Source organism: Streptomyces sp. A1136 (assembly GCF_004795055.1).
Classification (GTDB): Bacteria; Actinomycetota; Actinomycetes; order Streptomycetales; family Streptomycetaceae; genus Streptomyces.
In genome coordinates this window covers 1-26,583 of record NZ_SSBJ01000061.1, presented here as the reverse complement: position 1 = coordinate 26,583, position 26,583 = coordinate 1, and the positions used below count along the sequence as shown (strand labels likewise).

The 26,583-nt window shown below is 72.0% G+C and carries 23 protein-coding genes, 1 tRNA gene and 2 pseudogenes; 15 read left to right on the top strand and 11 right to left on the bottom strand.

The window, feature by feature from the left end:
• The 3 genes and pseudogenes from E6R62_RS34685 to E6R62_RS34675 all read left to right on the top strand — a co-directional run.
• Window positions 1-1,619: pseudogene (locus E6R62_RS34685) on the top strand (hypothetical protein); the annotation flags it as partial.
• Window positions 1,620-1,963: 344 nt separating this feature from the next.
• Window positions 1,964-3,673 (top strand): MFS transporter, encoded by a 1,710-nt coding sequence (locus E6R62_RS34680; protein WP_136217460.1) that lies wholly within the window; start codon window positions 1,964-1,966, stop codon window positions 3,671-3,673.
• A gap of 89 nt (window positions 3,674-3,762) precedes the next feature.
• A complete protein-coding gene (locus tag E6R62_RS34675) occupies window positions 3,763-3,966 on the top strand; it encodes a hypothetical protein (RefSeq protein WP_136217456.1) in 204 nt (67 codons plus the stop codon).
• A gap of 92 nt (window positions 3,967-4,058) precedes the next feature.
• Here E6R62_RS34675 and E6R62_RS34670 read toward each other — a convergent pair.
• The 3 genes from E6R62_RS34670 to E6R62_RS34660 all read right to left on the bottom strand — a co-directional run bounded on the left by E6R62_RS34670 (window position 4,059) and on the right by E6R62_RS34660 (window position 6,893).
• A tRNA-Arg gene (locus tag E6R62_RS34670) sits at window positions 4,059-4,131 on the bottom strand.
• Window positions 4,132-4,316: 185 nt separating this feature from the next.
• Entirely contained in the window at window positions 4,317-4,820 is a 504-nt protein-coding gene (locus E6R62_RS34665; RefSeq protein WP_136217455.1) for a nucleoside deaminase, read from the bottom strand.
• Window positions 4,821-5,615: 795 nt separating this feature from the next.
• The gene (locus E6R62_RS34660) at window positions 5,616-6,893 is read right to left on the bottom strand and encodes a M6 family metalloprotease domain-containing protein (RefSeq protein WP_136217454.1); all 1,278 of its coding nucleotides are present in this window, start codon (window positions 6,891-6,893) and stop codon (window positions 5,616-5,618) included.
• 286 nt (window positions 6,894-7,179) lie between these two features.
• On the opposite strand from E6R62_RS34660, the gene E6R62_RS34655 reads away from it, so the two are divergent.
• From E6R62_RS34655 to E6R62_RS34640, 4 genes are all read left to right on the top strand, one after another.
• Complete coding sequence (locus E6R62_RS34655) at window positions 7,180-7,914, top strand: TetR/AcrR family transcriptional regulator (protein WP_136217453.1); 735 nt, start codon at window positions 7,180-7,182, stop codon at window positions 7,912-7,914.
• A 120-nt stretch (window positions 7,915-8,034) separates the two neighbouring features.
• Entirely contained in the window at window positions 8,035-9,567 is a 1,533-nt protein-coding gene (locus E6R62_RS34650; RefSeq protein ID WP_136217452.1) for an MFS transporter, read from the top strand.
• A 165-nt stretch (window positions 9,568-9,732) separates the two neighbouring features.
• Entirely contained in the window at window positions 9,733-10,494 is a 762-nt protein-coding gene (locus E6R62_RS34645) for a dioxygenase (RefSeq protein ID WP_136217459.1), read from the top strand.
• 457 nt (window positions 10,495-10,951) lie between these two features.
• Entirely contained in the window at window positions 10,952-11,929 is a 978-nt protein-coding gene (locus E6R62_RS34640; protein ID WP_136217451.1) for an RNA polymerase sigma factor RpoD/SigA, read from the top strand.
• A gap of 169 nt (window positions 11,930-12,098) precedes the next feature.
• Here the strand turns inward: E6R62_RS34640 and E6R62_RS34635 are convergent, their stop codons facing one another.
• On the bottom strand, window positions 12,099-13,049 hold the full coding sequence (locus E6R62_RS34635) for a YafY family protein (RefSeq protein WP_136217450.1): 951 nt from the start codon (window positions 13,047-13,049) through the stop codon (window positions 12,099-12,101).
• 63 nt (window positions 13,050-13,112) lie between these two features.
• On the opposite strand from E6R62_RS34635, the gene E6R62_RS34630 reads away from it, so the two are divergent.
• On the top strand, window positions 13,113-14,648 hold the full coding sequence (locus E6R62_RS34630; protein WP_136217449.1) for an MFS transporter: 1,536 nt from the start codon (window positions 13,113-13,115) through the stop codon (window positions 14,646-14,648).
• 155 nt (window positions 14,649-14,803) lie between these two features.
• Here the strand turns inward: E6R62_RS34630 and E6R62_RS34625 are convergent, their stop codons facing one another.
• On the bottom strand, window positions 14,804-15,565 hold the full coding sequence (locus E6R62_RS34625; RefSeq protein ID WP_136217448.1) for a DUF6227 family protein: 762 nt from the start codon (window positions 15,563-15,565) through the stop codon (window positions 14,804-14,806).
• Window positions 15,566-15,757: 192 nt separating this feature from the next.
• Here E6R62_RS34625 and E6R62_RS34620 point away from each other — a divergent pair, with 192 nt between their 5' ends.
• Window positions 15,758-16,420 carry a vitamin K epoxide reductase family protein gene (locus E6R62_RS34620; protein ID WP_136217447.1) on the top strand — a complete coding sequence of 221 codons (663 nt, stop codon included), beginning with the start codon at window positions 15,758-15,760 and terminating at the stop codon, window positions 16,418-16,420.
• 150 nt (window positions 16,421-16,570) lie between these two features.
• On the opposite strand, the gene E6R62_RS34615 is transcribed toward E6R62_RS34620, so the two are convergent.
• Complete coding sequence (locus tag E6R62_RS34615; protein ID WP_136217458.1) at window positions 16,571-16,981, bottom strand: rodlin; 411 nt, start codon at window positions 16,979-16,981, stop codon at window positions 16,571-16,573.
• Window positions 16,982-17,300: 319 nt separating this feature from the next.
• On the opposite strand from E6R62_RS34615, the gene E6R62_RS34610 reads away from it, so the two are divergent.
• Both E6R62_RS34610 and E6R62_RS34605 read left to right on the top strand, forming a co-directional pair.
• Window positions 17,301-17,753 (top strand): hypothetical protein, encoded by a 453-nt coding sequence (locus E6R62_RS34610; protein ID WP_136217446.1) that lies wholly within the window; start codon window positions 17,301-17,303, stop codon window positions 17,751-17,753.
• Between the two features lie 178 nt (window positions 17,754-17,931).
• Complete coding sequence (locus E6R62_RS34605) at window positions 17,932-18,174, top strand: chaplin (protein ID WP_136217445.1); 243 nt, start codon at window positions 17,932-17,934, stop codon at window positions 18,172-18,174.
• Window positions 18,175-18,255: 81 nt separating this feature from the next.
• On the opposite strand, the gene E6R62_RS34600 is transcribed toward E6R62_RS34605, so the two are convergent.
• The 4 genes from E6R62_RS34600 to E6R62_RS34585 all read right to left on the bottom strand — a co-directional run bounded on the left by E6R62_RS34600 (window position 18,256) and on the right by E6R62_RS34585 (window position 20,774).
• Window positions 18,256-18,603, bottom strand: coding sequence for a hypothetical protein (locus E6R62_RS34600; protein ID WP_136217444.1), 348 nt, complete (start codon window positions 18,601-18,603; stop codon window positions 18,256-18,258).
• Window positions 18,604-18,763: 160 nt separating this feature from the next.
• Window positions 18,764-19,753: a chaplin gene (locus E6R62_RS41950; RefSeq protein ID WP_136217443.1), complete on the bottom strand. Its 990-nt coding sequence runs from the start codon at window positions 19,751-19,753 to the stop codon at window positions 18,764-18,766.
• Window positions 19,754-19,875: 122 nt separating this feature from the next.
• Window positions 19,876-20,109, bottom strand: coding sequence for a chaplin (locus E6R62_RS34590; protein WP_136217442.1), 234 nt, complete (start codon window positions 20,107-20,109; stop codon window positions 19,876-19,878).
• A gap of 254 nt (window positions 20,110-20,363) precedes the next feature.
• Entirely contained in the window at window positions 20,364-20,774 is a 411-nt protein-coding gene (locus E6R62_RS34585) for a rodlin (protein WP_136217441.1), read from the bottom strand.
• 372 nt (window positions 20,775-21,146) lie between these two features.
• Here E6R62_RS34585 and E6R62_RS34580 point away from each other — a divergent pair, with 372 nt between their 5' ends.
• The 4 genes from E6R62_RS34580 to E6R62_RS34565 all read left to right on the top strand — a co-directional run bounded on the left by E6R62_RS34580 (window position 21,147) and on the right by E6R62_RS34565 (window position 26,449).
• Window positions 21,147-22,268, top strand: coding sequence for a DUF3344 domain-containing protein (locus tag E6R62_RS34580; protein WP_240802070.1), 1,122 nt, complete (start codon window positions 21,147-21,149; stop codon window positions 22,266-22,268).
• 100 nt (window positions 22,269-22,368) lie between these two features.
• Entirely contained in the window at window positions 22,369-23,562 is a 1,194-nt protein-coding gene (locus E6R62_RS34575; protein WP_206308935.1) for a glycosyltransferase family 4 protein, read from the top strand.
• Between the two features lie 2 nt (window positions 23,563-23,564).
• Entirely contained in the window at window positions 23,565-25,064 is a 1,500-nt protein-coding gene (locus tag E6R62_RS34570; RefSeq protein WP_136217457.1) for a sugar transferase, read from the top strand.
• A gap of 2 nt (window positions 25,065-25,066) precedes the next feature.
• Entirely contained in the window at window positions 25,067-26,449 is a 1,383-nt protein-coding gene (locus E6R62_RS34565) for an O-antigen ligase (RefSeq protein ID WP_136217439.1), read from the top strand.
• A gap of 40 nt (window positions 26,450-26,489) precedes the next feature.
• Here E6R62_RS34565 and E6R62_RS42295 read toward each other — a convergent pair.
• Window positions 26,490-26,583: pseudogene (locus E6R62_RS42295) on the bottom strand (coenzyme F420-0:L-glutamate ligase); the annotation flags it as partial.

The following is a 26,583-nucleotide window of genomic DNA, read 5'->3' as shown; positions in this document are numbered from 1 at the left end:
CCGCCGCGCCGGAGAAGAAGTCGGCCGAGGAGTCGCGTACCGCCGCGCCGGAGAAGAAGCCCTCCGGGGACCCCCGTACCGCCCCGGGCAAGCCGGCGGCGGCCGATCCCGGTGCCGACAGCGAGCGCACGGCCGTCTTCCGGGCGGTCAAGCCGGGCACCGCCGCGCCGGAGAAGAAGCCGGCCGCACCCGGCCCGCAGGGCCGCGCCAGCACCTTCGTACCGCTGGGCGGCGACGGGCCCAAGCCTCCCGCGACCGCCCCGCAGCCGACCGGCCGCCCGACCCGGCCGCAGCCCTCGCCCGACGCCGAGCGGACCACCCAGCAGCCGCTGCCCCCCAAGCCGCCGCTCGACATGCTGGCGGACCTCACCAACAACCCGCCCCCGCCGCCGACACCCCTGCGCACCGCGCTCCGGCGGGTCAAGATCTACGCCCCGATCGTCGTGCTCCTCGCCGTGGTCCTGGCCGTCGTGCAGCTCGTACGCCCGCTGCCCGCGCCCCGGCTCGCCATGAGCGCGAAGGCCTCGTACACCTTCGACGGCGGCGCCCCCACCCTCCCGTGGCCGAAGGAGGGCCAGGGCTTCATGGCCGCGGCCGGTCTCGGCACCGTCGGGACCTTCGGCGAGCAGAAGCCGATCGCCATCGGCAGCGTGGCCAAGACCATGACGGCGTACGTGATCCTCAAGGACCACCCGCTCAAGCCCAAGGAAAAGGGCGCGATGATCGACGTCGACAAGGCGGCGGTCGACGACGGTCGCAAGGAGTCCGAGGGCGAGTCGACGGTCACCACGCTGAAGGAGGGCGACAAGATCTCCGAGTACGACGCCCTCGCCGCGATCATGATCCCGTCCGCCAACAATGTGGCGCGCCTGCTCGCGCGCTGGGACTCCGGCGGTGACCAGGCGGCGTTCGTCAAGAAGATGAACGACGCCGCCCGGGACCTGGGCATGACCAACACCACCTACACGGACCCGTCGGGCTTGGACCCGACGACGGTCAGCACCGCGGAGGACCAGGTCAAGCTGGGTCTCAAGGTCGTCGAGATGCCGGAGCTGCTCGCGATCACCAAGCTCCCGAGCTGGACCGACCCCTCCGGCAAGTCCTGGCGGAACTACAACGACCTCGTCCCGTACAACGGCGCCGTCGGCATCAAGACCGGCTCCACCACCAAGGCCGGCGGCAACCTGCTCTTCGCCGCCGAGAAGAAGGTCGGCAAGACGAACCAGCTGATCGTCGGAGCGGTGCTCGGCCAGTACGGCGTCCCGATCCTCGGGACCGCCATCGCGGCCAGCAAGGACGTCATGATCGCCACGCAGAAGGCGCTGACGAACGCGACCGTGGTCAAGAAGGGCGATGTCGTCGGGTACGTGGACGACGGGCTCGGCGGGCACACCCCGGTCGTCGCCACCGCCGACGTGCAGGCGGTCGGCTGGCCCTCGCTCACGATCACCGTGAAGCTGGGTGACGGCGGCGCCAAGCTGCCGGGGACCGCGAAGGCGGGGACGGAGGTCGGGGTGCTGACCGTCGGCGAGGGCGCCAGTCAGGTGAAGGTGCCGGTGGCGTTGCAGCGCGATCTCGTCGCGCCCGGCATCGGCAGCAAACTGACTCGCGTCGGCTGATCCGCGACCCGCGACCCGCGACCCGAGACCCGAGACCGACGATCCACAACCCACGACCCACGCCCCACGACCCACGCCCCACACCTGTGATCCACACCTGTGATCCACCACCCGCCCAGGCGCCCCGGACAACCCCGGGGCGCCTGAGCGCGTCTGTGAATCCGGGAGCCGCGGGGAGCCGCGGGGAGCCGCGGAGGCGCGGGAGTCGTGGCCGGGGAGCCCGGACGGACCGGGAGGGCCGGGATGCGTGACCGCGACGGAAGAGGGCGTCGGCAGTGACCACCGCTGAGGAGTACAGACGACCGGAGCGCGCCCGCGACCCCGGGCCGCGCGAAGGGACCTGCCTGGACTGGGCGCATCGGCACCCGGTGGTCGTCGCCACCGTTCTCGCCGCGGCCTTGCACGTCGCCTGGTTCTTCAGCTTCGCCAACAGCGGCGGCGACCTCGCCGCGCAGGACGCGTGGGCGGAGTTCGTCGGCCGCCACCCCGACACGGCGTACAACCTCGCCTGGTACGGGGGCATGCACCCGGTCTCGTACAGCGTGGTCTCGCCGTACCTCATGCACGTGCTCGGCGTCCGGACCACGATGATGCTCGCCGGTACGGCCTCGGCCGGTCTGCTCGCGCTGATCCTGACCCGGTGCCGCGGGGCCGTACGGCGCCCACTGTGGCCCGCCCTCGCGGGGGTGTACGGGCTGCTCTGCAACGCCCTCTCCGGCCGGGTCACCTTCGGGCTCGGCGCCATGTTCGCGCTGGCCGCGGTCGCGGCCGTCTTCTGTTGGCCGCGCAAGTGGTCCGAGCGGCGCTGGGCCAAGGCCGCCGTCGCCGCCCCGCTCGCCGGGCTGGCCACCGCCTCCAGCCCGGTGGCCGGCCTCTTCCTCGGGGTGGTCGCGGCCGCGCTGTTCCTGAGCGGGCGGCGGCCGGGGGCGTACGCGCTGGGGCTGGCGCCGGTGGCCGTGGTCGGATTGTCGGCGTGGCTGTTCCCCTTCTCGGGCACGCAGCCGATGAAGCTGGGTTCGGCGTGGCTGCCGTTCGTGTTCGGGCTGGCGATCCTGTTCCTGGTCCCCAAGGGGTGGAAGACGGTCCGGATCGCGTCGGCCGTGTACACCGTGGGGGTGTTCCTGACCTGGGCGATCGACTCCCAGGTGGGGTCGAACGTCACCCGTCTCGTGATGCTGTTCGGCGGGGCGGTGCTGCTCGCGGCGCTCCCGTACACGGTCCCGCGCTCGCGGCGCTGGTACGCGGTGGTCGTCGCCTTCGCCGGGCTGACGGCCTGGATCACCGCCAACAGCATCACCGACATCATCCGCACCACCCCGCTGGCCGCCTGGAACCGGGAGCTGGCACCGCTGGTCGACCAGCTCCAGAAGGTGGGCGCCGACCGGGGGCGGGTGGAGGTGGTCCCGGCCAGCAGCCACCGCGAGTCGTCGGCCTTCCCCTCGTACGTGAACCTCGCGCGCGGCTGGAACCGGCAGGCCGACCTGGAACGCAACCCCCTCTTCTACGACGACACCCTCACGGCCGACAGCTACCGGTCCTGGCTGGAGCGCTGGGCCGTGCACTACGTGGTGCTGCCCGCCGACAAACCCGACTCGGGCGGGGCGGACGAGGCGAAGCTCGTGCGGGAGGGGCTGCCGTACCTCCAGCAGGTGTGGGGGGACGCGAACTGGCAGCTTTACAAGGTGCTCGCCCCGACGGACCTGGTGGCCGGGCCCGCGACGGTGCTGCGGGCGGGCGCCGACCAGTTGGTCATCGAGGTGCGGGAGGCCGGGCGGGTCCTGGTGCGCATCCCGCACTCGCCCTGGCTGGGGCTCCTCGACGCGGCGGGCAAGGCGGTGCCGCCGCCGCAGGAGACCTTCGCGTCGCGGGCGGCGGCCACGACGCCCAAGCAGTACGCGAACTGGGCCGGCTGTCTGTTCAAGGCCCCGGTGGACGCCGACGGGGACGTCTGGACGGAACTGCTCGCCCCGGCGCCGGGGCAGTACCGGGTGGCGGCGAAGTACCAGCTGCCGCGGGGCACGCCGTGCCCGGAGGAGCTCCTGCACGGCCCTTGATCGGCGTGCGCCACCCCCCATACCTGCATACGATCCCGTTAGACCGATTGGCAGACCTATGGGGTGCTTCCCGAGGGAGTGACGACGGGATGAACAAACAGCACAAGCAGGACGTGCGGGCGGCGATCGCGAAGGCCGCGGACCAGACCCACCTGCCCCGCACGCCGGGTCACGGCTTCGAGGGTCCGGTCCCGACCAAGGTCAAGGGCGGAGCGCACACGAAGGCGGCCCTCAAGCGTTCCGGCTCCCCGCAGGGCGACCGCATCGGCGAACGCAGCAAGGGCCTGAGCTGACGCCCGAGCCGACCTCTCCCTCCGGCCCCCGGCCCCGAACACACCGGAAGGCCCCCCACCATCACCCGGTGGGGGGCCTTCTTCGGTTCACGTGCCCTCGGCAGGATTCGAACCTGCGACACCGGCTTTAGGAGAGCCGTGCTCTATCCCCTGAGCTACGAAGGCGCGCGGTGGCAGCGCGTGAGGGCGTAGCCACCGCGGTCAGTGTAGCGGGTGGCGCATGATCCGTAAGCGGAGATACCCGGGTGCCGGCGCGGGGCCCGAGAGGGTGGGTGATCTTGGCTCGGCCTGGGCCGGTTGCCGGCCGGGGTCAGGCCGAGCCGTCGTCGGTCCGTTGTGCGCGGCGCCGGTCAGTAGTCGATGCGGTCCGACTTGGCCAGCCACGCGTCGAACGGCTGCGTACGGTTCGGCAGGTGCAGCTGCTCGACCGACATCGGCCACATCGAGGCGGGCGTCTTCTCGAACAGGTCGTAGAACTTGCGGTCGTCGAAACCGGCCACCGCGGCGTCGTGCCGGTCGGCCGCGAAGACGATCCGGTCGACCCGCGCCCACAGCGCGGAGGAGAGGCACATCGGACAGGGCTCACACGACGTGACGAGGACGCAACCCGCGAGGGAGAAGGTGTTCAGCTCCTTGCAGGCGGCGCGCATCGCGCTCACCTCGGCGTGGGCCGTCGGGTCCAGGGTCGCGGTGACCTGGTTGTTGCCGAGCGCGACGACCTCGCCGTCCTTGGCGATCAGGGCGCCGAACGGACCGCCGCCGTTGGCCACGCTGTTCGTCGCCAATCTGATGGCCTCTTCGATCCAGGCGTTCTCAAGGTCCTGGATGCTCGCTTCTTGGATGTGCGCGGTCACGTTCACTCCTTTTGGAGACGGTGGGGGTTTCCGGTTGCGCTGCCCGTGCGGGACACGCACCCGGGACAACAAGTGGCCCCCGATGGGTGCCGCCTCGAACTCGGCGCTCTCGGTGGCATCCGGGGAAGATCATCTGGGCTGGGTACCGACGGTGCGCTCCGGCGCGGCCGGGGTGTGGGGCAGGCTCGACCCCGTCGCGTCGCGGGTGGCGTTCACGACCGCCGGCCTGGCGGAGACGCCGGGCGGTTCGCCGACACCCCAGCCGCCCTCGGGAGGGTTCGGGGCGGCCCGCTCGGCCCCGGCGACCCGCACGGCGTGTCGGCCTGCGCGGGATGCCGTCGTGGGGGTCCAGCGATGACGGCGGTACGCGGATCGGGGCCGGCGAGCTCGGCATTCCGACCGGATGACGTTCCAGTCACGGCTTTCTCCTTCCTTCGACAAGAGGTCAGGAGAGCCGATGTCGTGACTGCGATCCGGACCACGCGACTTCCTCACGGAGCGTGGTGGCGGCGCGGACACGGCAAATACAATCCCCCGCTTGGTTGCGACTTGTGATGAGTACACAGGCAACGGGGGGGAGACAGGTAGGGGTGGAAGGTATGAAAACTCCGCCGGCTGAAACCGGCTCTTCGTAGACTTCTACGAGAGTCGGTTCGTCCTGGTTGTCACCCCTGGTTGATACTCCAGATGCACCGCGTGACCAGGCCCGCAAGGGGCGGTCGCGGCCCGCGGAGGGCTACTCGTCGGGGAACCCGCGGTGGTCCGCCGTCGCCCGGCCCGGGCCGGACGGCGGTGCTACTTGCGGGTCACCCGGACCTTGAAGCTCCCGGTGCGCGGTTCGCCCACCACCGCGATGGTCACGCCCGCCTTCTCGTCGGTGAAGGTCTCGCCCGGCCGGTACGGCGCGTCCGACAGCTCCGAGTGGACGTTCGGCCGCCGCGTGCACCCCCCGCTGGTGCTCGCGCTGTCGGACACCGTCACGGGCCCGCGCCCGGTGTCCACCTGCGTGTCCACCTTGTAGATCAGCACGCCCGGCTTGCACACGGCCTCGTCGTTCCCGGCCCGCGTCCGCACCTCCACCGCGTACCCGCTGTTCTCGCTCAGCGGTACGAAGGCCAGCTTCATGCCGCCCTCCACCCCCAGCGGCGTCAGCACCCGCTCCGTGACCCCGGGCTTCGACGCACAGCCGATCTGGTCGCTGTCCAGCCAGCCCAGCTTCCACTTGTGCCAACCCAGCAGGTCGTTGTTGGAGCCCCAGTCCTCGCTCATGATGTCCCAGTGCCCGACCGCGCCGCCCCCGTCGGAGGTGTACAGGTCCGGCAGTCCGAAGACATGGCCGTTCTCGTGCGGCAGCACCCGGTAGCCGGTCTCGCGGTAGGAGCCCGAGCCGTCGTCCTGACGGCTGTAGACGAAGGACGTGTTGGCGAGCGGGACCCCGTCGGCCATCGGCGCCTCGCCGTTGCCGGAGAAGGTCACCGACAGGACGGTGTCGAGGGCGGAGGGCCCGGCGTTCGGCGTGACCAGGACGTTGATCAGGTCGTACCGGCTGAAGTCCACCTCGGGGTCGGCGGCCTGCGCGATGTGCTCGACCAGCTGTCGGTAGCCGGGTTCGTACCCGGACCCGCGCCCGATCCCGTACGCCGCGAACGGCATCGGCATCCTCAGCCAGTTCCGGATGGGCGCCTCGGCCCGGTAGGTGAGCCGGCCGTACGAGCTGGTCCGGAACCAGTCCGAGGTCTGGGGGAAGAACTCCGCCAGCCGGTCCATGGCCGAGCCCTCGCCCTTGGCGTCGGGGAAGTCGATCATCAGGTTCAAGGCCCGGACCTCGCCGGTCGACCGCGAGTACCCGGGCGGCGTCGGGATTCCCTCGGACATCTGGACGCCCATCGTGCTCGCGATCCGGCAGGGCGCGAGCGCGGAGTCGACGCTCGTGGCCGAGGGGCCGGCGGTCGAGTGGCTGCGGCTGGATATCCCGGCGCCGGCGGTGGCCGTGACGCCGATGGCCAGCGCGGCGATGCCGACGTACGCGCAGGTGCGGCGTGGACTGCGTATCCGGTGGCGGGTCTGCGTCATGGAGCTCGCCTTCGGGCCGCGGCAGCCGGCCGGGCCCGGTCTGCTCTGTGCGCTCACCCTCCGACGGCTGCGGCGCGCCCGCGCGCCGGGGACGGCCAAACGGGAACCCGAGGCCGCTCCAGTGTGACCCAGGTCACACGAACGAGTGAAATAACCGGGGAGCCGATCCCCGTTTGCACAGAGGTCCGCCAAACGGGGACGGCTTCCCCGTTTGGGGCGGCACCCGGCCCCGCCGTTCACGTCCCGCCGTTCACGTCCCGAGTCCCGCGCCCGAGGAGGCACCCCGATGAAGCGCCCCACCACCGCCACGGCGGCCCCGACCGCCCCCCGGGCGTCGGTGGACCTCGCGGGCGCGGAGCCGCACCCCGCCCGGCCCGACTCCGACGGCAAGGGGGGCCGGCTCCCGCGCCCCCGCGCCGACGCCGTCCGCAACCGGGAGCGCATCCTGGCGGCGGCCCGGGAGCTCTTCGTGGAGTTCGGCTCGGCCGCCCCCTTCGACGAGGTCGCCCGCAGGGCGGGCGTCGGCAACGCCACGCTCTACCGGCACTTCCCCGACCGGGCCGCGCTGGTGCACCACGTCGTGCTCTACGTGATGGACCGGGTCGTCCTCCACGCCGAGGAGGCCCTGGCCCGGGAGTCCGACGCCTTCGCCGCGCTGTGCCGGTTCACGCACGCGGCGGCGGACGAGCGGTTCGGCGCCCTGTGCCCGATGCTCTCCGCGGACTTCGACCACGATCACCCCGAACTCCTAGCCGCGCGCCGCGCGTTGGGGGAAGCCATCGAGAACCTGCTGGCCGCGGGCCAGGACGGCGGACTCGTCCGCACCGACGTCGGCGTCGGCGACCTGATGGTCGCCCTCTCCCAACTCGGCCGCCCCCTCCCGGGAACCGGCTGCCCGGACGCGGACCGTTTCGTCCACCGCCATCTCCAGGTGTTCCTCGACGGGTTGCGGGCACCGGCCCGTTCCGAACTGCCCGGCGCCGCGACCACCTTGGACGACCTGCGGCGGACCGCCATGTGACGCCCCGACCCCGGATCGCGGCGCCGGCGGCCCGAAGGCCCCGGCGGCGGTCCCCCCTTGCCTTCAAATGTGAATCCACATAGCAATTCCGTCATTTCGCACAGTGAAGTGGGTATCCCCATGTCCAAAACAGCCGCGACACCGCCGTCGGCTGCGGACCCCAGCCGCTGGAAGGCCCTCGTCTTCATAGCCCTGGCCCAGCTGATGGTCGTCCTCGACGCGACCATCGTGAACATCGCCCTCCCGTCCGCCCAGACCGACCTCGGCATCTCGGACGGCAACCGCCAGTGGGTCATCACCGCTTACGCGCTGGCCTTCGGCGGGCTCCTCCTCTTCGGCGGGCGCATCGCCGACAAGTGGGGCCGCAAGAAGACCTTCATCACCGGCCTCACGGGCTTCGCCCTGGCCTCCGCCCTCGGCGGCGCCGCCACCGGCGAGGCCATGATGCTGGGCGCCCGCGCCCTCCAGGGCGCCTTCGGCGCGCTGCTGGCGCCCGCCGCCCTGTCGCTGCTGGCCGTCATGTTCACCGACGCCAAGGAGCGGGCCAAGGCCTTCGGCATCTACGGTGCGATCGCGGGCGGCGGCGGCGCCGTCGGCCTCATCCTCGGCGGCTTCCTCACCGAGTACCTCAACTGGCGCTGGACGTTCTTCGTCAACATCCCGTTCGCGATCATCGCGGCGGCGGGTGCCTGGTTGGTCATCCGCGAGCCCGCCGGCGGACGCAACCGCGCCAGGCTCGACGTCCCGGGCGTGATCCTGTCGACCCTCGGGCTGGTCGCGCTGGTCTACGGCTTCACCCGCGCCGAGTCCGCGGGCTGGTCGGACGGTGTCACCGTGGCCATGTTCGTCTCCTCGGTGGTGCTGCTCGGTGGCTTCGTCCTCACCGAGCTCAGGGTGAAGTCGCCGCTGCTGCCCATGCGCGTCGTGCTGGACCGCAACCGAGGCGGCGTCTACCTCTCCCTCGGCCTGGCCGTCATCGCGATGTTCGGCCTGTTCCTCTTCCTCACCTACTACCTCCAGGTCGTGAAGGGCTTCTCGCCCGTCAAGACCGGTTTCGCCTTCCTGCCGATGATCGCGGGCATGATCACGGGCTCCACCCAGATCGGCGCCCGGCTGATGACCCGCGTCCCGCCGCGGCTGCTGATGGGCCCCGGCTTCCTGCTCGCGGCGACCGGCATGCTCCTGCTCACCCAGCTGGAGGTCGGCTCCTCCTACCCGGCACTGATCCTCCCGGCGCAGTTGCTGCTCGGCCTCGGCATGGGCTCGGCGTTCATGCCGGCGATGTCCCTGGCCACGCACGGGGTGAACCCGGCCGACGCCGGTGTGGCCTCGGCCATGGTGAACACCTCGCAGCAGGTGGGCGGCGCCATCGGCACCGCGCTGCTGAACACCATCGCCGCCTCGGCGACGACCGCCTACCTGACCGACCACGCGGCGCAGGCCGCCGCGGGCGGTGCGGCGGCGAAGCTGATCCAGGCGCAGGCCATGGTGCAGGGGTACTCCTCGGCCATCTGGTGGGCCGTCGGCATCCTGGTGACCAGCTCGCTCATCGCGTTCACGCTGATCAACACGGGCCGGCCCGGTTCGGGTGGTCCGGTGGCCTCGGGCGGCGGGGTCGCGGACGAGGTGAAGGTCCCGGTGCTCGCCCACTGACGGCTCCCCACCCCGTGCGGGAATGACGGACGACCCCGCTTCGTTCAAATTTGAACGAAGCGGGGTTAGTCTTTTCGAGGGACCGCGTACGAGGGCGTACGCCGAACCCGCACCGGCCACGAGGAGCGCGCTGTGCCTACGAACACCACCCCGGCGACGGGCCGCATGCCCGCCCTGTACCTCAGCCACGGCGCCCCGCCGCTGGCCGACGACCCGATCTGGCCGGGCGAACTGGCCGCCTGGTCGGCCGGCCTGCCCCGTCCCCGCGCGATCCTGATGGTGTCCGCGCACTGGGAGGAGGCCCCGCTGGCCCTCGGCGCCACCGAGCCGGCCCCTCTCGTGTACGACTTCTGGGGCTTCCCCGAGCACTACTACCGGGTGCGCTACGACGTCCCGGGCGCCCCGGAGCTCGCCGCCTCGGTGCGTGCTCTGCTGCGGGCGCCCGGTACCCCCGTCCAGGACATCCCGGACCGGGGGCTCGACCACGGGGCGTACGTCCCGCTCGTGGAGATGTTCCCGGAGGCCGACATCCCGGTGCTCCAGATATCCATGCCGACGCTGGACCCGGTCCGCCTCATGGAGATCGGCCGCACCCTCGCCCCCCTACGGGACGAAGGCGTCCTCATCGTGGGCAGCGGCTTCTTCACGCACAACCTGGCCGCGCTGCGGCACGGCGGCGTCCCCGGCTGGTCGACGGAGTTCGACGCGTGGGGTCGCGAGGCGCTGGCCGCCGCCGATGTGGACGCCCTGCTCGACTTCGAGGCCAAGTCCCCGGCCGGCCGGCTGGCCCACCCCCGTACGGAGCACTTCGCGCCGCTCTTCGTCACCCTGGGCGCGGCGGAGGCCTCCGGCGACCTCACCGCCCCCGTCACTCCCGTGGACGGCTTCTGGATGGGCCTGTCCAAGCGCTCCCTGCAGTTCGGCTAGACCGGTTCCGGGCGGAACGGCCCGCTTGTCGCGTTTTCCGGGCATTCGCTCACCAGTCCAGGCAACCGTGAGCCCGCGGGGGCCGTCCTCCTGGTGGGAAGCACGGCCTGGGGCGGCGCCCCCGCGACGTGACGGGCGTCTCACGGGCGCAGGGGTCGCGGACATCTGCCGAAGTCGGAGCGACGGCGTCGGCACCCGCCCTGACCTGTACCTCTGCCGGCTCTCGCGGTCCTTCTCCATGCCCCGTCCGCCGGGGATGGCGAGGAAGGATACTGCAAGATCTGGGAAAAGAGGGGACCGCGTGGGAATTCTGTCCCGATTCCAGTCGTTGTTTCCTTCGGAAGCGGGCACTCGGGAGAGTGTCCGAAGGACGCGTCGACCGTGCCGCACCTCTCGCAGCCGAGGCGTCCGGCAGCCGCACCGCGACCGAAATCCATCGCATCGCAAGGGAGCACGCATGGCAACCCGCGCCGTCGCCCGCAGTCAGTCCACGGGCAGTGCCCGCGCCGCGGGCGGCGAGATCGCCGACCGCGACCTGGTCGGCATGTACCTGGACGAGATCGCGCGCACCCCCCTGCTCGACGCGGCCAAGGAAGTGGAGCTGTCGCAGATCATCGAGGCGGGCGTCTACGCCCGGCAGATCCTCGACGGCGCGATAGAGCCCGCCGGGGAGAGCCCCGCGCGCGAGGAACTGGAAGCCCTGGCGGCCGAGGGAGAGCGCGCCAAGGAAGTCTTCATCCGTTCCAACCTCCGCCTGGTCGTCGCCGTCGCCCGCCGCTACCCGCGCAGCGGGCTCCCGCTGCTCGACCTGATCCAGGAGGGCAACGCGGGCCTGGTCCGCGCTGTCGAGAAGTTCGACTACACCAAGGGCTTCAAGTTCTCCACGTACGCGACGTGGTGGATCCGCCAGGCCATCACACGCTCGATCGCCGACCAGTCCCGCACCATCCGTCTGCCCGTCCACCTCGTCGAGGAGCTCGGCCGCATCCGCCGCATCCAGCGCGAGTTCAACCGTGAGAACGGACGCGACCCGGAGCACGCGGAGATCGCCGCCGAGCTGGACACGACGGAGAAGCGCGTCGGCGACGTACTGGACTGGGCGCGCGACCCGGTCAGCCTCAACATGGCCGTCGACGACGAGGGCGACACCCAGTTCGGGGACCTGCTGGAGGACACCTCCGCCATCTCCCCGGAGCAGTCCGTGCTCTCGCTGCTGCGCAGCGAGGAGCTGGAGGACCTGCTCGGCAAGCTCGACCAGCGCACCGCGTCGATCATCAAGATGCGGTACGGGATCGAGGACGGCCGCGAGCGCACGCTGACCGAGGTCGGCAAGCAGCACGGGTTGACCCGCGAGCGCATCCGGCAGATCGAGAAGCACGCGCTGCTCGAACTGAAGCGGATGGCGCGCGACACCGGCTTCGACGCCGTGGCCTGATCGGTCCTCGGCACGACGAAGCCCCCCATACGAGCCCCCGGCGCCTATCCCCCCAGGCGCCGGGGGCTCCCCGCTGTCCCGACCCGGGCGACCGGTCCGCCCGGCTCCCGCAAGCCGGGTCCCCTGCCCGGGCCGGCCCCGTACACCCCCGGCCCGCGGGCCCCGTTCCTCACGCCCCGGCGGGGCTCGACCTCGCCAGCCGCGCGGCCAGCACACGGGCGGCCTCCGCGAGGGCCGGCGGGGAGTGGACCGTGAACTCCTCTCCCGTCAGGGCGAGCCGGGCCGCCAGCCATTCCGGCGCGTCCCCGCTCTCGAACCGCACCCGGCAGCCCCCCGCCACCGGCACCTCCTCCCCCCGCAGCCAGCCCGGCAGCGCCTGCGCCGGCGCCGCGAAGGTCACCTCCACCGCGTACGTCTGCGCCCCCCGCAGCCCCCGCCGCACGAACTCGGCCGCGTCCACCGGCAGCGCCCGCGGGGTGAACCGCGCGCCCGTCGGGAACGGATCGCCGACCCGGTCCACCCGGAAGGTCCGCCAGTCGTCCCGCTCCAGGTCGTACGCGACGAGGTACCACCGGCTCCCCGTGCTCACCAGCCGGTAGGGCTCCACCAGCCGCCGGGACTCCGCCCCGTCCCGGGCCCGGTAGGCGAACCGCAGCCGCTCCGGGCCCGCCACCGCCGCCGCCATCGTCGTCAGGGTCCGCGGGTCCACGCTCGCCCCGTCGCCGCGGGTCACCGCGACCGTGGCCGACTGCAACGCCCCCACCCGGCGCCGCAACCGCGCCGGCAGCACCTGCTCCAGCTTGGCGAGGGCCCGTACGGAGGCCTCGTCGACCCCCTCGATCGCGTGCCCGGCCCCCGCCCGCAGGCCCACCGCGATCGCCACCGCCTCCTCGTCGTCCAGCAGCAGCGGCGGCATCGCCGCGCCCGCCACCAACCGGTATCCGCCCTCCGACCCCAGCGTCGCCTCGACCGGGTACCCCAACTCGCGCAGCCGCTCGATGTCCCGCCGGATGGTGCGGGCGCTCACCCGAAGCCGCTCGGCCAGCTCGCTGCCCGGCCACTCGCGCGGGGTCTGGAGCAGGGAGAGGAGAGTGAGCAGCCGGGCGGGGGTGTCGTTCATGACGACCAGGCTGCCAGGGAAATAGGACATAATCTGACCTACATGGGGTCTAGGTTTCATCCCATGAGCACCGAGACAGCCCAGACATCGCCCGAAAGAGAGAACGGGCCCGTACCAGAAGAGCGGAACCACACCCTCGACGACGACACGAGCAACAGCTCACCCGCCGACCGCCGCCGCTGGCTGGCGCTCGCCATCGTGATGACCGCCGCGTTCATGGACCTGGTGGACGTCACGATCGTCAACATCGCGATACCCAGCATGCGCGCGGACTTCGGCGCCTCCACGAGCGCGATCCAGTGGATCACCGCCGGGTACGCCCTCGCCTTCGCCGCCGGTCTGATCACGGGCGGCCGTCTCGGTGACATCTACGGCCGCAAGCGACTCTTCCTCATCGGCATAGCCGGGTTCACCGCCGCCTCGGCGCTCTGCGGCATCGCCGCCAACCCCTCCGTGCTCGTCGCCTCCCGCATCCTCCAGGGCGGCATGGCGGCGATGATGGTGCCGCAGGTACTCGCGATCATCCACGTCACCTTCCCGCCCCACGAACGCGGCAAGGTCTTCGGCATGTTCGGCGCGATCGTCGGCCTCGGGGCGGTCTCCGGCCCGATGCTCGGCGCGCTGCTCACCGAGTGGAACCTGCTCGGCCTCGAATGGCGCCCGATCTTCCTGATCAACCTGCCCGTCGGTATCGCGGGTGTGATCCTGGGCGCCAAGTTCATCACCGAGTCCAAGGCGCCCAAGGCGCTCCGGCTCGACCTGATCGGCGTCGTGCTCGCCACCCTCGCCCTCGTCATGCTGATCTTCCCGCTGACGCACGGCCGGGAGAACGACTGGCCGCTGTGGGGCTTCGTCTGCATGGCCGCCGCGCCGCTCCTCTTCGTCGGCTTCATCGCGTACGAGAAGTACAAGATTCGCAAGGACGGCTCGCCGCTGGTCGAACTCTCCCTCTTCTCGATCAAGAGCTTCGCGGGCGGCATCGCCGTCCAGCTCACCTTCGGCATCGCGACCGGCATCTTCTTCCTGGTCTGGACGCTCTACATGCAGATGGGCCTCGGCTGGACCCCGCTGCGTGCGGGCACGACCGGCATTCCCTTCTCGATCGCCGTGTCGGCGGCCGCCGGCATGTCCGTCCAGAAGCTCGTACCGCGCTTCGGCCGCAAGGTGCTCCAGGCGGGCGCGCTGGCCATGGCCGCGGGTCTGCTGCTCTACATCTGGGAGTCCTCCCACTACGGCATGGCGATCGCTTCCTGGCAGATGGCCGCACCCCTCGTGGTCATGGGCATCGGCATGGGCCTGATCGTGGCCCCGCTCACCGACACGGTGCTTTCCCAGGTCCCGCGCGAGCACGCCGGCTCCGCCTCCGGCCTGATCAACACGACCGGGCAGATGGGCAACGCCCTGGGCCTGGGCCTGACGTCCGTCGTCTTCTTCGGGGTGATCGATGACGACATGGTCTACGGGGCCCCGTACGTCGAGGCCTTCCGCAGCGCGCTGTGGTGGGTGGTGGCGGTCCTGGTCGTGATCTTCGCGGTGATGTTCATGCTGCCGCGCAAGCAGGTCCCGATGGCCGAGCGCGAGGGCGCCGAGGTCGCCTGAGCGCCACGCCCCTCGGGCGCGTCCGCCTCCGGCGGGCGCGCCCGTTCGTGCTTTCCGGGGCGGCTCCGGCGTACGTCGCGCCGTTTCCCTCCTCGCGGCGTTTCGTCCTCGCGCCGTGGCGCCCGCGCGCCCGATGAGTCGGCGGACCCGGTGCGTCAGCGGACCCGGGCGCGCAGCTCCATGGCCTCGCGCGCGGCGGCCTCGCTCTCGTACACCTCGCACATGTGGCGGCCGTCCGGCGTGGCCGTGTGCTCGACCTCCCACAGGCTCAGCTCGCTGCCGTCCATCAGGACGAACGCGTGCTCGTACAGCGTGAAGCCGACGCCCCGCCCGTCCCACAGCCGCTGCCGGCCGCCGAACGCCTGGGTGATCTGGTGCGCGTACGCCGAGCGCAGGCGCAGCGCCACCCCCTCGCCGGGTCGGTCCGCGTTCTCCGCGCGCCGCAGGACCCGCCGGGCGTGGTCGGCGGACTGCTCCACCGTGTACTCGCGGTGCGGCGCGGGGGCCGGGGCCGCGAACAGGGCGCTCAGCGCGGCGGCCTCGTCGTCCGCCTCCGCCCCGGTCGACGCCGGGTCCCGCGCCGGCTGCGCGGGGACCTCCCCGAACACCCGGGCCACCGCGAGGCAGAGCTCGGACCGGTCGGTGAACAGCTCGTGGCGCACGACCCGGTCGCCCTGCTGCCGGTAGACCAGTTCCCACAGGGACACCGCACCTCCGTCGGCCAGGAGGTAGGTGTGCCGGTGGGTTTCCCGCCACAGTCCCGCCGACGGGCTGTGGTGGGTGGTGTGCAGCGAAGAGCTGTGGGCGAGCGCCGTACGCAGGCGCCCGACCAGCCGGTCCGGCAGGTCGAAGGAGTTCAGGGCGCGGCCCAGGAGTCGATCGAGGTGGGCCTCGGTTGTCTCGTACGGATCGCTCAAGGTGGGTCTCCAGGCCGTCGCAGGTTGTCACTTCGCGGAAGCACAACGTAGCCCCTGGCACTGACATCACGTCCGGGATTCGTTAAAACGTCCGGGAAGTATCAGGGGTTCCCGCCATCCCTTCAGGTCAACTTGCGTACACCTGGGTATGGTTGGGCCCGGTCTGGGGTGGAGCGCGGGACTATGGGCCGCATGGCAACGAACGGCACGGCACCCGACAGCACCACAACCGCCCCAGTGGACCTCCCGCGTCAACAGGACCGCTCCAGACGGACCGAGGACGACGGCGCGCCTGACTCGAGGCGGTTGGCCTGGTTCCTGATCCTCACCGGGGCCGCCGGACTGCTGGCCTCCTGGGTGATCACCCTCGACAAGTTCCTCCTGCTGGAAGACCCGTCCTTCAAGCCCGCTTGCAGCCTCAACCCCGTGGTCTCCTGCGGCAGCGTCATGCGGAGCGAGCAGGCGCAGGCCTTCGGCTTCCCCAACCCGATGCTGGGCCTGGTCGCCTACGGGGTGGTCGTCTGCGTCGGCGCCGGCCTGCTCGCCGGCGCCCGCTACCGGGGCTGGTTCTGGCTCGGGCTGAACGCCGGCATGCTCTTCGGCACGGGCTTTTGCACCTGGTTGATGATCCAGTCCCTCTACGAGATCAACGCGCTCTGCCTGTGGTGCTGTCTGACCTGGGCGGCCACCCTCTTGATGTTCTGGGCGGTCACCGCGCGCAACGTCACCACGAACGCGGCCCCCGGCCCGCCGCGACAGTTCTTCACCGAGTTCGGCTGGGCCCCGCCCGCCCTGCACCTGGGGATCATCGGGATGCTGATCCTCACCCGGTGGTGGGAGTTCTGGACCAGTTGAGGCCCGCCCGGCCACGCACGAGGGCCCCGGCAGCCGGAGGCTGCCGGGGCCCTCGTCACGTCACACACCGCATCGACCGCGTCACCGCGTCGCTCCACGGGCACCGGGGCCCGGGCCGTACGGCCCGTCAGGCCGCCGGGGGAACGGCGATCAGCTGCCGTTGGAGAGGTTGCCGGACAGGACCGGGATGTTGTCCAGGATGTGCGAGAGCGGCTCGTCGCCCTTGGCCTGGGTGGAGTTCTCGGTGCACTGCTGGTTCTGCGGGTTGGACAGGACGTTGATGTCCTGGACGCCGACGTTGATCAGGGCGAGGATCGACTGGGCGTTGACCTTCACCGGCAGGCCGATGCAGGGCTTGTTCAGCGTGCCCTGGACCAGGCCGAGCTGCGGGCTCATGGCGCCCTCGGTCTTCTGGTTGCCGTAGATCTGGGTGGCACCGTTGCCGTTGACGGTGTTGATCCCGTTGTCGTTGCCGATGGCCATGGCCGGGGCCGCGACAGCAGCGCCCGCGCCGACGGCAGCGGCGGTGACCGCGGCAGCAGTCATGATCTTCTTGAGCATCATTGGTCCTTTTGTCGCACGAGTGCCCGCTTGTGGAGCGCCCTGATCAACTGCCCGCCCAGGGGGTTGGTTCCGCTGCTTCACTCAAACGGCCCGTTCGGCGCAACGTGTTTACCCGGCCGGGGTGAGGCGGCCCGGAGGCCTGCACGAGATCCGACACGGCGCGGACGGACGACCGGACCTCACGTCCCGTGGGAGGGGCCTTTCGAGGGACCGCCGTCGGCCGCGCTCCGGTTGCGCTCCGTACAAGGCGTTTGCACGGTGGGTAAGGAGGTGGATCGCCCAGGTCCGCTCTTGTGCCACCACTGTGAGGAAACCCATGCGCTCGAAGCCGTTCCGCACCCGCGTCCTCGTCCCGTCGGCCCTCGCCGCCGTCATACTTGCCGGCGCGGCAGCCCCTGCGGGCGCCGCGGGCGGTGACAGTTCCGCCTCGCTCACGCGTCGAGTGGCGGCGGTTCAGCAGCAGATCCAGGGGGTCGAGGCCCGGGCCGCGGCGGCCGGTCCCGTCGACGACCTCCTCGCCGGTCTCCTCAAGACGCTCCAGGACCTGCTCAAGTCGTTGTCGGGTCTGCTGCCGGCCGGGGTGACACTGCCGCCGATCGAGCTGCCGAAGCTCCCGACGCTGCCGGAGATCCCCGGGCTGCCGACGCTTCCGGTCACCACGCCCAAGAAGAACCCGTCCGTCTCCGTCCCCGTCAACCCGGCGGCGAGCCCGGTCAAGCCGTCGACCGACCTCGTCCCCGACATCCCCGACGTGCCCGACCTCCCCTGAGGGCGCGAAGGGCCGTCGCCGGGCGGCGGAGTGCGGCCGGGAAGCGGCGCGAGGTTATGACCATTGGGCTGAACAGGTCTGATCTCGGCCGTACCCGTGTCGTCGGGGAACCAGAACCGTTTCGCTCGATGTGAGCCCCGAGATCGGGGCAGGACGTCGAAGAGAAGGTGCACTTCCCATGAACTCTGCTGCCAAGAAGGCCGCCGTGGCCCTGGCCTCCGCTGGTCTCGCCGTGGCCGGTGCCGCGGGCGCCGCCTCCGCCGACGCCTCGGCCGAGGGTGCGGCCGTGGGTTCCCCCGGTGTCCTCTCGGGGAACCTGGTCCAGGTCCCGGTCCACGTTCCGATCAACATCTGCGGCAACTCCGTCAACGTCATCGGCGCGCTGAACCCGGCGTTCGGCAACGTCTGCGTCAACGACTGACGTCGGCACATCCGACTGTGGGCGCCCCGGCCTCGCCGGTGGCGCCCACAGTCATGTCGGGACCAGGTCGGTCCGGTCGGCTCAGTTGGCCCCGCCGTTGAGGTGGACGCCGCCGAGCATCGGGGTCGCCTGGGTGGCGCCGTCCGCGAGCTTCATCACCTCGCCGGGGACGTCGTTGCGGACCTTGTTGACGGTCTGCACCGTGCCGACGACCTTGCCCACGCTGTCGCCCTGCTCGGCCAGGGCGTTGCCCGCCGTCTGGGGGAGAGCCTCGGAGACGGGGTTGACCGCGTTCAAGGTCTCCGTCACCCCGCCCGTCAGGCTCATGGGCGGCAGCGCGGCCGGCGTCTGAGCCGCGAAGGCTGGAGCGGTGGCGGCGAGAGCGGCGACGGAGCCTGCGACGACAGCGGCGACCTTCGTGAACTTCATTTTTTCGAAATCCTTTTCCAGCGGCGACCGTCGCGCCACTTTCGACCTGGCTAACGATTCCGGGCGGATACGGAAACGCGCGAGCGAACAACGCGACGGCCGGAGAATCCGAACAATGGATTCTCCGGCCGATATTTCTTCTGATTACCGGTATTGCCGCTCAGGCGGCACGGGAGCGCCGGTAGAGAATGGCGCCGCCCAGGACCAATGCCGCGGCGAGCGCCGCCGCGGCTCCGGGCTGGCCGGCTCCCGTGGCCGCCAGCTCCGGCGCCCGTACCTGCGGCTGGGCGACGACGGGCGCGGGGGCGGGAGCCGGCGCGGGGGCCGCGACCGGCGCGGGTGCGGGGGCGGGGAGCACGTGGACGGGGACGTCACCGGCGGGGGCGGCCGGCGGCTGGTCGGCGGGCCGGACCACCGCGGGTGCGGGGGCCGGAGCCGGCCGCTCCACGACCTGGCTGCCGTGCGGCGGGCCGGAACCCTCCTCCACCGGAGCCGGGAGGGTGTGCGGGGCCTCTTCCGCCGGGGCGGGGAGGGTGTGCGGGGCTTCCTCCACGGGGCCGGGCGCGGGCGGTGCCGGGTGGGGGGCGGGGTGCGCGGCCCGGGGGTGGTCGTCGCACTCCTCGTCTTCGCGGCTCGCGCCGGTACCGGAGCCGCCGTAGCCGTCCTCGTGCCGCGGCGCTTCGTGCGGTGCCTCGTGGCGGGGGGCTTCCTGCGGTGGGGCGGCGTGGCGGGGCGCGTGCGGGCGGGGCGCCTCCTCCTCACGCTGCTCCTCGTGCCGCGGGCTGGGCAGCGCGTGGCGTCCCTGCCGCTCGTCGAGGTAGTGCTCGAAGGCCTTCGCGTGCTCGGGGCTCAGGTAGCGCCCGTAGTCGAAGTCGGAGTCGGAATCCGATCCCGTGGTGGTGACGCAGCTGTTCCCGAACGCCGGGTTGAGGGCCGCACCCCCGTCCACACTGTTGCCGCAGACGTTCGGCGCGAAGGTGATCGGTACCGAGACGCTGTTGCCGGACGCCACACCCGGCGAGTGCGCGGCTTCGGCCATCGCCCCCGGGTACGCGTAGGCAACGCCGGTCGCGATCGACAGCAGGCTGGAAGCGGCCGCCGCCGTGAGCACCCCCTTGCCCAGTACCTGTCGGCTCAGTACCTGTCGCATGGGCCCTTCCCTGTTCTACCGGCGCTCTCGCCGGTGCTGATTCGAAGCGGCCCCGGAGTGCACCGCCGTGCACTCCGAGGCCACTGACGAGGAGGTGTGCCCTTGCGGGCGCGCGCGCTCCGTCAGTCGTTGACGCAGACGTTGCCGAACGTGGGGTTCAGCAGCGCGATCACGTTGACGGTGTTGCCGCAGACGTTGACCGGGACGTGCACGGGGACCTGGACCAGGTTGCCCGAGAGGACACCGGGGGAGCCCACGGCCGCGCCCTCGGCACTCGCGTCGGCCATGGCGGGAGCGGCGGCACCGGCGGCCATCAGAACGCCGGCGGCCAGCACCACTGCCTTCTTGTACGTCATTTGTTTTCGATCCTTCCTGCAGAGGCGTATCCACTGCGAAATTAACAACGAGTGGCTTCGGGAAAAGAAACCGGTTATTTCCCGGAGAGGCGCTTTATTTCACCCCGATGCCCACCGCGCGACGCCCGGGCGTCGAATTGTCCGGGCCGGATTGACCGGAGGTCCGGGCCGGGCCGCGAAAGGGCGGGCCTCATAAGCGGCGGGGCCGCCGCGACCCGAAGGTGCGGCGGCCCCGGCCCCGGCGCGGGGCGCGATCAGCTGCCGGCGGAGACGTTGCCGGAGAGGACCGGGATGTTGTCCAGGATGTGCGAGAGCGGCTCGTCGCCCTTGGCCTGGGTGGAGTTCTCGGTGCACTGCTGGTTCTGCGGGTTGGACAGGATCGGGATGTCCTGGACGCCGACGTTGACCAGGGCGAGGACCGACTGCACGTTGGCCTTGGCGGGCAGTGCGATGCAGGGCTTGTTGAACGAGCCCTGGATCAGCGCCATCTGCGGGCTCATGTTGCCGTAGGTGGCCTGGTTGCCGTAGATCTGCGAGGCGCCGTTGCCGTTCACGGTGTTGATGCCGTTGTCGTTGCCGATGGCCATCGCCTGCGGCGCCATGGCGGCACCAAGGCCCACGACGGAGGCGGCAACCGCTGCGCCGGCCACAAACTTCTTGATCATTGTCGTCCCTTTTTTGCAGGATTGCCCGTTACTTGGAGCACCCGGCTCAACGGCGCGGTTCCGGCTCGGGTTGCGTGTGTTCACCCGGATGCCGAAGTTTCGGCCGCCATGGTTGACGCCCGGCGTTGACCCGGGTCGTGTCGAACGCGGGGGTCGGGGACCGCGACGGCGTGGACGGCGGGGCCGCACGCGCGCATCCGCTTTTCCCTTTCGGTTCGAACAATGGTGCACCCGCATAACGACCCGCCCGCTCCGAGGGTGCGTGTTATCGCCCAAAAGGCCGTACGAGCGAGTCCCACGTGATTTCAGCCCTGATTTCTGACAAAGTTCACTCCTGTTTTGTCCCCTTGATCGAAAATAGGAGGCAGGGTCATGGGTTCCCCCCGAAGAATCCTCGGCGCGCTCGGTCTTCTGTCCTGCCTCGTGCTTTCGGCGATCGTCCCCGCGGCCGGTGCCGCCGCCGCGCCGGCCGGGGCGACAGCCGCCGCGTTCAAGGAGCTGCCCAGCGTCCCGTTCACCCAGCGTTACCAGGCGGTGCAGCACGGCGGCCTGGTCCGGGCCTCCAACTCCTCGATCACCTGCCGCAAGGAGGAGGCCCCGCAGGCCGAGCCCTGTGCCGAGGTCAAGCGCGGCGCGGGTGGGGTCAACAGCGACTACGACATGTTCTACACGGAGGTCGACAAGGACCCCGACACCTACAACTCGACCCGCGCCGAGCTCAAGATCCCGCAGGGGGCGAAGGTCTCGTACGCCCGGCTGTACTGGGGCGGGAACCTGCGGGTGGGCGAGCAGAAACCGCCGGAGGACAGCGGCCGGGTGTTGGTCGCCGAACCGGGCGGCGCGTACAAGGAAGTGCTGGCCGACACCGTGGTGGGGCACCGCGCCGACGCGGCGAGCGATGCCTACCAGGCCTCGGCCGACGTCACCCCGCTGGTTCGCAAGGGCGGCACGGGCATGTGGACGGTCGCCCAGCTGAACATCGCCATGGGTCGCTCGGAGGCGGGCGCCTGGGGTGGCTGGACGCTCGTCGCCGCGTACGAGCAGCCGCAGGAACCGCTGCGCCGGGTGTCGCTGTGGGACGGCTTCGAGGGCCTGGCGGCGGGGGCGGGCCGGGACGCCGCGCGGACGGTGGGACTGGCCGGGCTGAACGCGCCGGCGGGATCCGCGGGCCGGGTCGGGGTGGTCGCCTACGACGGGGACCGGGGGAACCTCGGGGACTCGCTCACGGTGACCGCCGACAGCGGCCGCCGGGTGAGCGTCAGTGATGCAGAAAATCCCTTCAACGACGTCATGAATTCCACCATCACGGAATTCGGCCAGGCGTCGTTCGTACGACAGCCTGAATATATGAATAATCTCGGATACGACGCGGACGTGTTCGATCTGAGCCCCGCCCTGTCCGGTGGCGCCCGCAGTCTGGACTTCACGTTCACGGGTGAAAGTCAGGGTCAATTCCTCGGTGTGCTCTTCGTTCAGACAGACGCGCGCCGCTGAACGCAGGAGACCACTCCACGTGCCGACACATCGTTCGACAGCACAGTCCCCGCACCGCCGGCCCCCGCACCCACCCACCGAGCCGTTCACCGTCCTCCACCTGGTCCAGCCCGTCGACGGCGGGGTCGCCCGGGTCGTCACCGACCTCGTGCGGGCCCAGTCCGCCGCCGGGCTGCGCGTCGTCGTCGGCTGCCCCGACGGACCCCTGGGGGAGGCCGCCCGCGCCGCCGGCGCCGAGGCCCACACCTGGCACGCCGGGCGTTCCCCCGGACCGGCCCTGCCCGCCGAAGTCCTCGGCGCGCTCCGGCTGGTGCGCCACGTCCGCCCCGACCTCCTGCACGCCCACAGCGCCAAGGCCGGGCTCGCCGGACGGCTCGCCGTACGCGGCTCCCTGCCCACCGTCTTCCAGCCCCACGCCTGGTCCTTCGACGCCGTCGGCGGGGCCACCGCCGCACTCGCGCTGCGCTGGGAGCGGTTCGGCGCGCGCTGGGCCGACCGGGTGCTCTGCGTCAGCGAATCGGAGCGTCGGGCCGGGGAGTCGGAGGGCGTCACCGCCCGCTGGTCGGTGATCCGCAACGGCGTGGACCTCTCCCACTTCCGCCCCGGCCGCGCCGACCGGGGCGAGGACCGGGCCGGCGCGCGCGCCGGACTGCCGCTGCCGGAGGCCTTCCGGGGAGACGGGCCGCTGGCCGTCTGCGTGGGACGGCTCTGCCCGCAGAAGGGGCAGGACATCCTGCTCCGCGCCTGGCCGGAGGTCCTGGGGACGGTCCCCGAAGCCCGGCTGGTGCTGGTAGGCGACGGCCCCGACGGCGAGGCACTGCGCCGCGCCGCGCCGTCCGGCGTCCACTTCGCGGGCACCGCCGACGACATCCGACCGTGGCTTCGGGCCGCCGACATCGTTGTACTGCCGTCGCGGTGGGAAGGAATGGCGCTCGCCCCGCTCGAAGCCATGGCCTGTGGTCGTCCGGTCCTGGTCTCCGACGTCAGCGGTGCCCGGGAGAGCCTGCCGCCGGGCCAGGCACGGCTGTGCCTGGTGCCCGCGGAGGATCCGACGGCGTTGGCCAAGGCCCTCGGACGGCTGCTCGCCGAGCCGCGGCTGCTCACCGAACTGGGCGAGCAGGCCGGGCAACACGCCCGGACCGAGTTCGACGTGCGGCGGACCACGGACGCGGTCACCGGCCTCTACCACGAACTGCTGGGCAGGCCCGCCCCCTCGCCCTACCGGGGGGACTCACCCCCCGGTACAGCCGGAGGGACCCCCGAGCCCTTGAACATGGAGCGCATCAGCCGATGACGATGGACAGCGCACCCGCCCGGCACACCGGGCAGAGCGGCACGGGGCCCGCCGGCGGCACCACCGCCGTCCGCCGTGCCGGGACCGCCATCCACCCCCCGCGCCGGCCCAAGGCCGATCAGGCCCGGCCCGCCGTCCGGCCGCAACGGGCCCGGCGCGGCGACGGGAACCTCCCGCTGCTGACCGTCGACGCGCTGGCCGCCGTACTGACCACGGCGGCCCTGCCCGGCCCGGCCCTCGGCGGCGCACTCGCGGCCCCCCTCGCCGTCCTGGTCACCGCGCTACACGCGCAGGCCGGGCTCTACCGGCCCCGGCTCGCGCCGTCCGCGCTGCGCGAACTGCCCGCGCTGGCCGGTCGGGCCGCCGTGCTGTGGTGCGGCGCCGCCGCCGTCCTGGCCGCCGTCCGGCCGGGCCAGGCGCTCGAATGGCAGGCACTGCTCGGTGCCATGTGTCTGCAGACCGTACTGGCCTGCGCCGGGCGGGGGCTGGTCAACCAGCTCCGCCGCCGGGCGGCCCTGCGCAGGCCCTGCTCCGCGCTGGTCGTCGGGCGCGGCGAGGGCGCGAGCGCCGTCGCCGCGGCCCTGCACGGGCGGCGCGAGTACGGGCTGCGGCCGGTCGGGATCGCCGACACCGGCTCCGCGCCCGACGCCGAAAGCGGCCCGCTGCCACTGCTGTCCACCCACGAGGACGTGCGGCGGGCCGTCATCCAGAACTCCGTCCGCCACGCGGTGTTCACCCGGCCGCCCGAGGCGGACGAACGCACCGCCTCTCTGGTCCGGCTCTTCCACGACCACGGCTGCCGGCTGTGGCTCGCCGATCCCGCCGGCACCGCCAAGATCACCGGCATGCGGGTGGCGGAACCCGCCGACCAGCTGTGGGGGTACGCGGTACAGCCGCTGCTCCCGCGTCCCGCCCGGCCGTTGGAGAGGTACGCGAAGCGGGTCATCGACTCCTCGCTCGCCGCGGTCGCGCTGCTGGCCGCCGCGCCCGTGATGGGCGCCTGCGCGCTGGCCGTGCGGCTCTCCGACGGCCCGGGGGTGATCTTCCGCCAGGAGCGCGTCGGCCTGTACGGACGGCCCTTCACCCTGTTGAAGTTCCGCACCCTGAGCGCCGACGCGCACGAGTCCGCCACCCGGTGGACCGTGGCCGGAGACCGCCGGATGAGCCCGATCGGCTCCTTCCTGCGCAAGTCCTCGCTGGACGAGCTGCCGCAGTTGTGGAACGTCGTACGGGGTGACATGAGCCTGGTGGGGCCGCGTCCCGAGCGGCCGTTCTTCGTCGCGAAGTTCAGCACCCTGCACCCCGGTTACGAGGCGCGGCACCGGATGCCGGTGGGGATCACCGGGCTCGCGCAGATCAACGGCCTGCGGGGGGACACCTCCATCGAGGACCGGGCCCGCTTCGACAACCACTACATCGACACCTGGTCGCTGTGGCAGGACCTGTGGATCCTGGCCCGGACCGCGGCCTCCTTCTTCCGTTTCCGGCTGGGAGGCAGCTGAGCATGACCCTCGCCGTATCGAACTCCCTCCCGCGGGGCCGCCCGTACACCGGGCGGCTGCTGCGCCGGCACTGGCCGCTGCTGCCGCTGGCCGCGACCGTCCTGCTGCTGCTCGCCCCGCTGCCCGCCGGCGACGCGAGCACCTCCGGCAAGGTCGGGCCGGCCGACGCCGCCTCCCTGCTGCTGGTGGCCGTCTGCGCGCTGCGGGCCCTCCAGGGCCGGGTGCGCCCGCTGAGCACGCTGGGCGCCGTCGTCCTCGGGGTGCCCGCGGTGGGCCTCGCGGTGGCGACCGTGACGGCGGGGGACCCGTACGCGGCCCTGCCCGGGTTCGTGCGCTACCTCCAGGTCTTCGTCCTGGTCCCCGCGGCGATCGTGCTGCTGGTGCGGGACGCGGGGGAGTTCCGGTTGGCGTCGGGGTGTTTCGTGGTTCTCGCGCTGGTCCAAGGAGCCTTGGGCGTCGTCCAGTTCGTCACCCACACCGGCGCCTCGTACCAGGGCGCCGACATCCGGGCGGTGGGCACCTTCGGCCCCGGCGACGTCATGGGCATGGCCACGGTCGTCGCCTACGGGCTGGTCGTGGCGACCGCCGCCGCCCTCGCGCCGGGACTGCCCGGGCGGGTCAGGCGGATCGCGGCCGGCTGCGCGGCGGGCCTGACGGTGCCGCTGGTGCTCTCCTTCAGCCGGGGCGCGTGGATCGCGACGGTCGGCGCGGCGGTCCTGGTGATGGTGCTGGCCGGGGTCCGGCGGGCGCTCAAGGTCGTGGTGGCGCTGGCGGCGGTGGGCGTCGTGCTGGTAGGCGGGTTCGGCGTCGGCTCCGAGATGGTCACCGAACGCCTCACCTCGATCACGCAGGTCTCCGACGCCCCCGACCAGTCGGTCACCGACCGGTACACGATGTGGGCCGCCGCCGAGTCCATGTGGCGGGAGAGGCCGGCCGCCGGGGTGGGCCTCAAGGGCTTCCCCGCCAACCGGGACGGCCACTCCTCGCTGGCGCTGTCCTCCGGAAGCGACACCGCGGGCGCCGGCCAGGCCTTCGTCAAGCAGCCGCTGCTGTCCCCGCACAACATGTACCTGCTGGTGCTGAGCGAGCAGGGACTGATCGGGCTGACCGCGCTGGCGGGCGGCTGGGCCGTCCTCCTCGTCGCGGGGCTGCGCCGGTACGCGGCCGGCGGTGAGCACGCGGTGCGCGACTGCGGGCTGATCGCGGTCGGACTGCTCGTGTGGCAGCTGACCGACTTCCTGTACGCCGACATCGGGGGGCCGTCGACCGTGCTGACCGGAGTGATCATCGGACTCGCGGCGTGGTGGGCCCTCCCGTCCGGAACCGGGGGTGTCACCGCCGTGCTCCCGGCCCGGCCCGCCCCCGAGGGGCCGGCCGGCCGGTGACCGACACGACGCCGTGGCGGCCCGCGGCCGCGGCGACCCACCTCGCCGCGGCCGCGGAGGCGTCCGGGTCCTCGGGCAGGAGCAGGACCGTCCCGGGTTCCGTGTTCGAGGCGTCCACGCCGGCGGCCGCCATC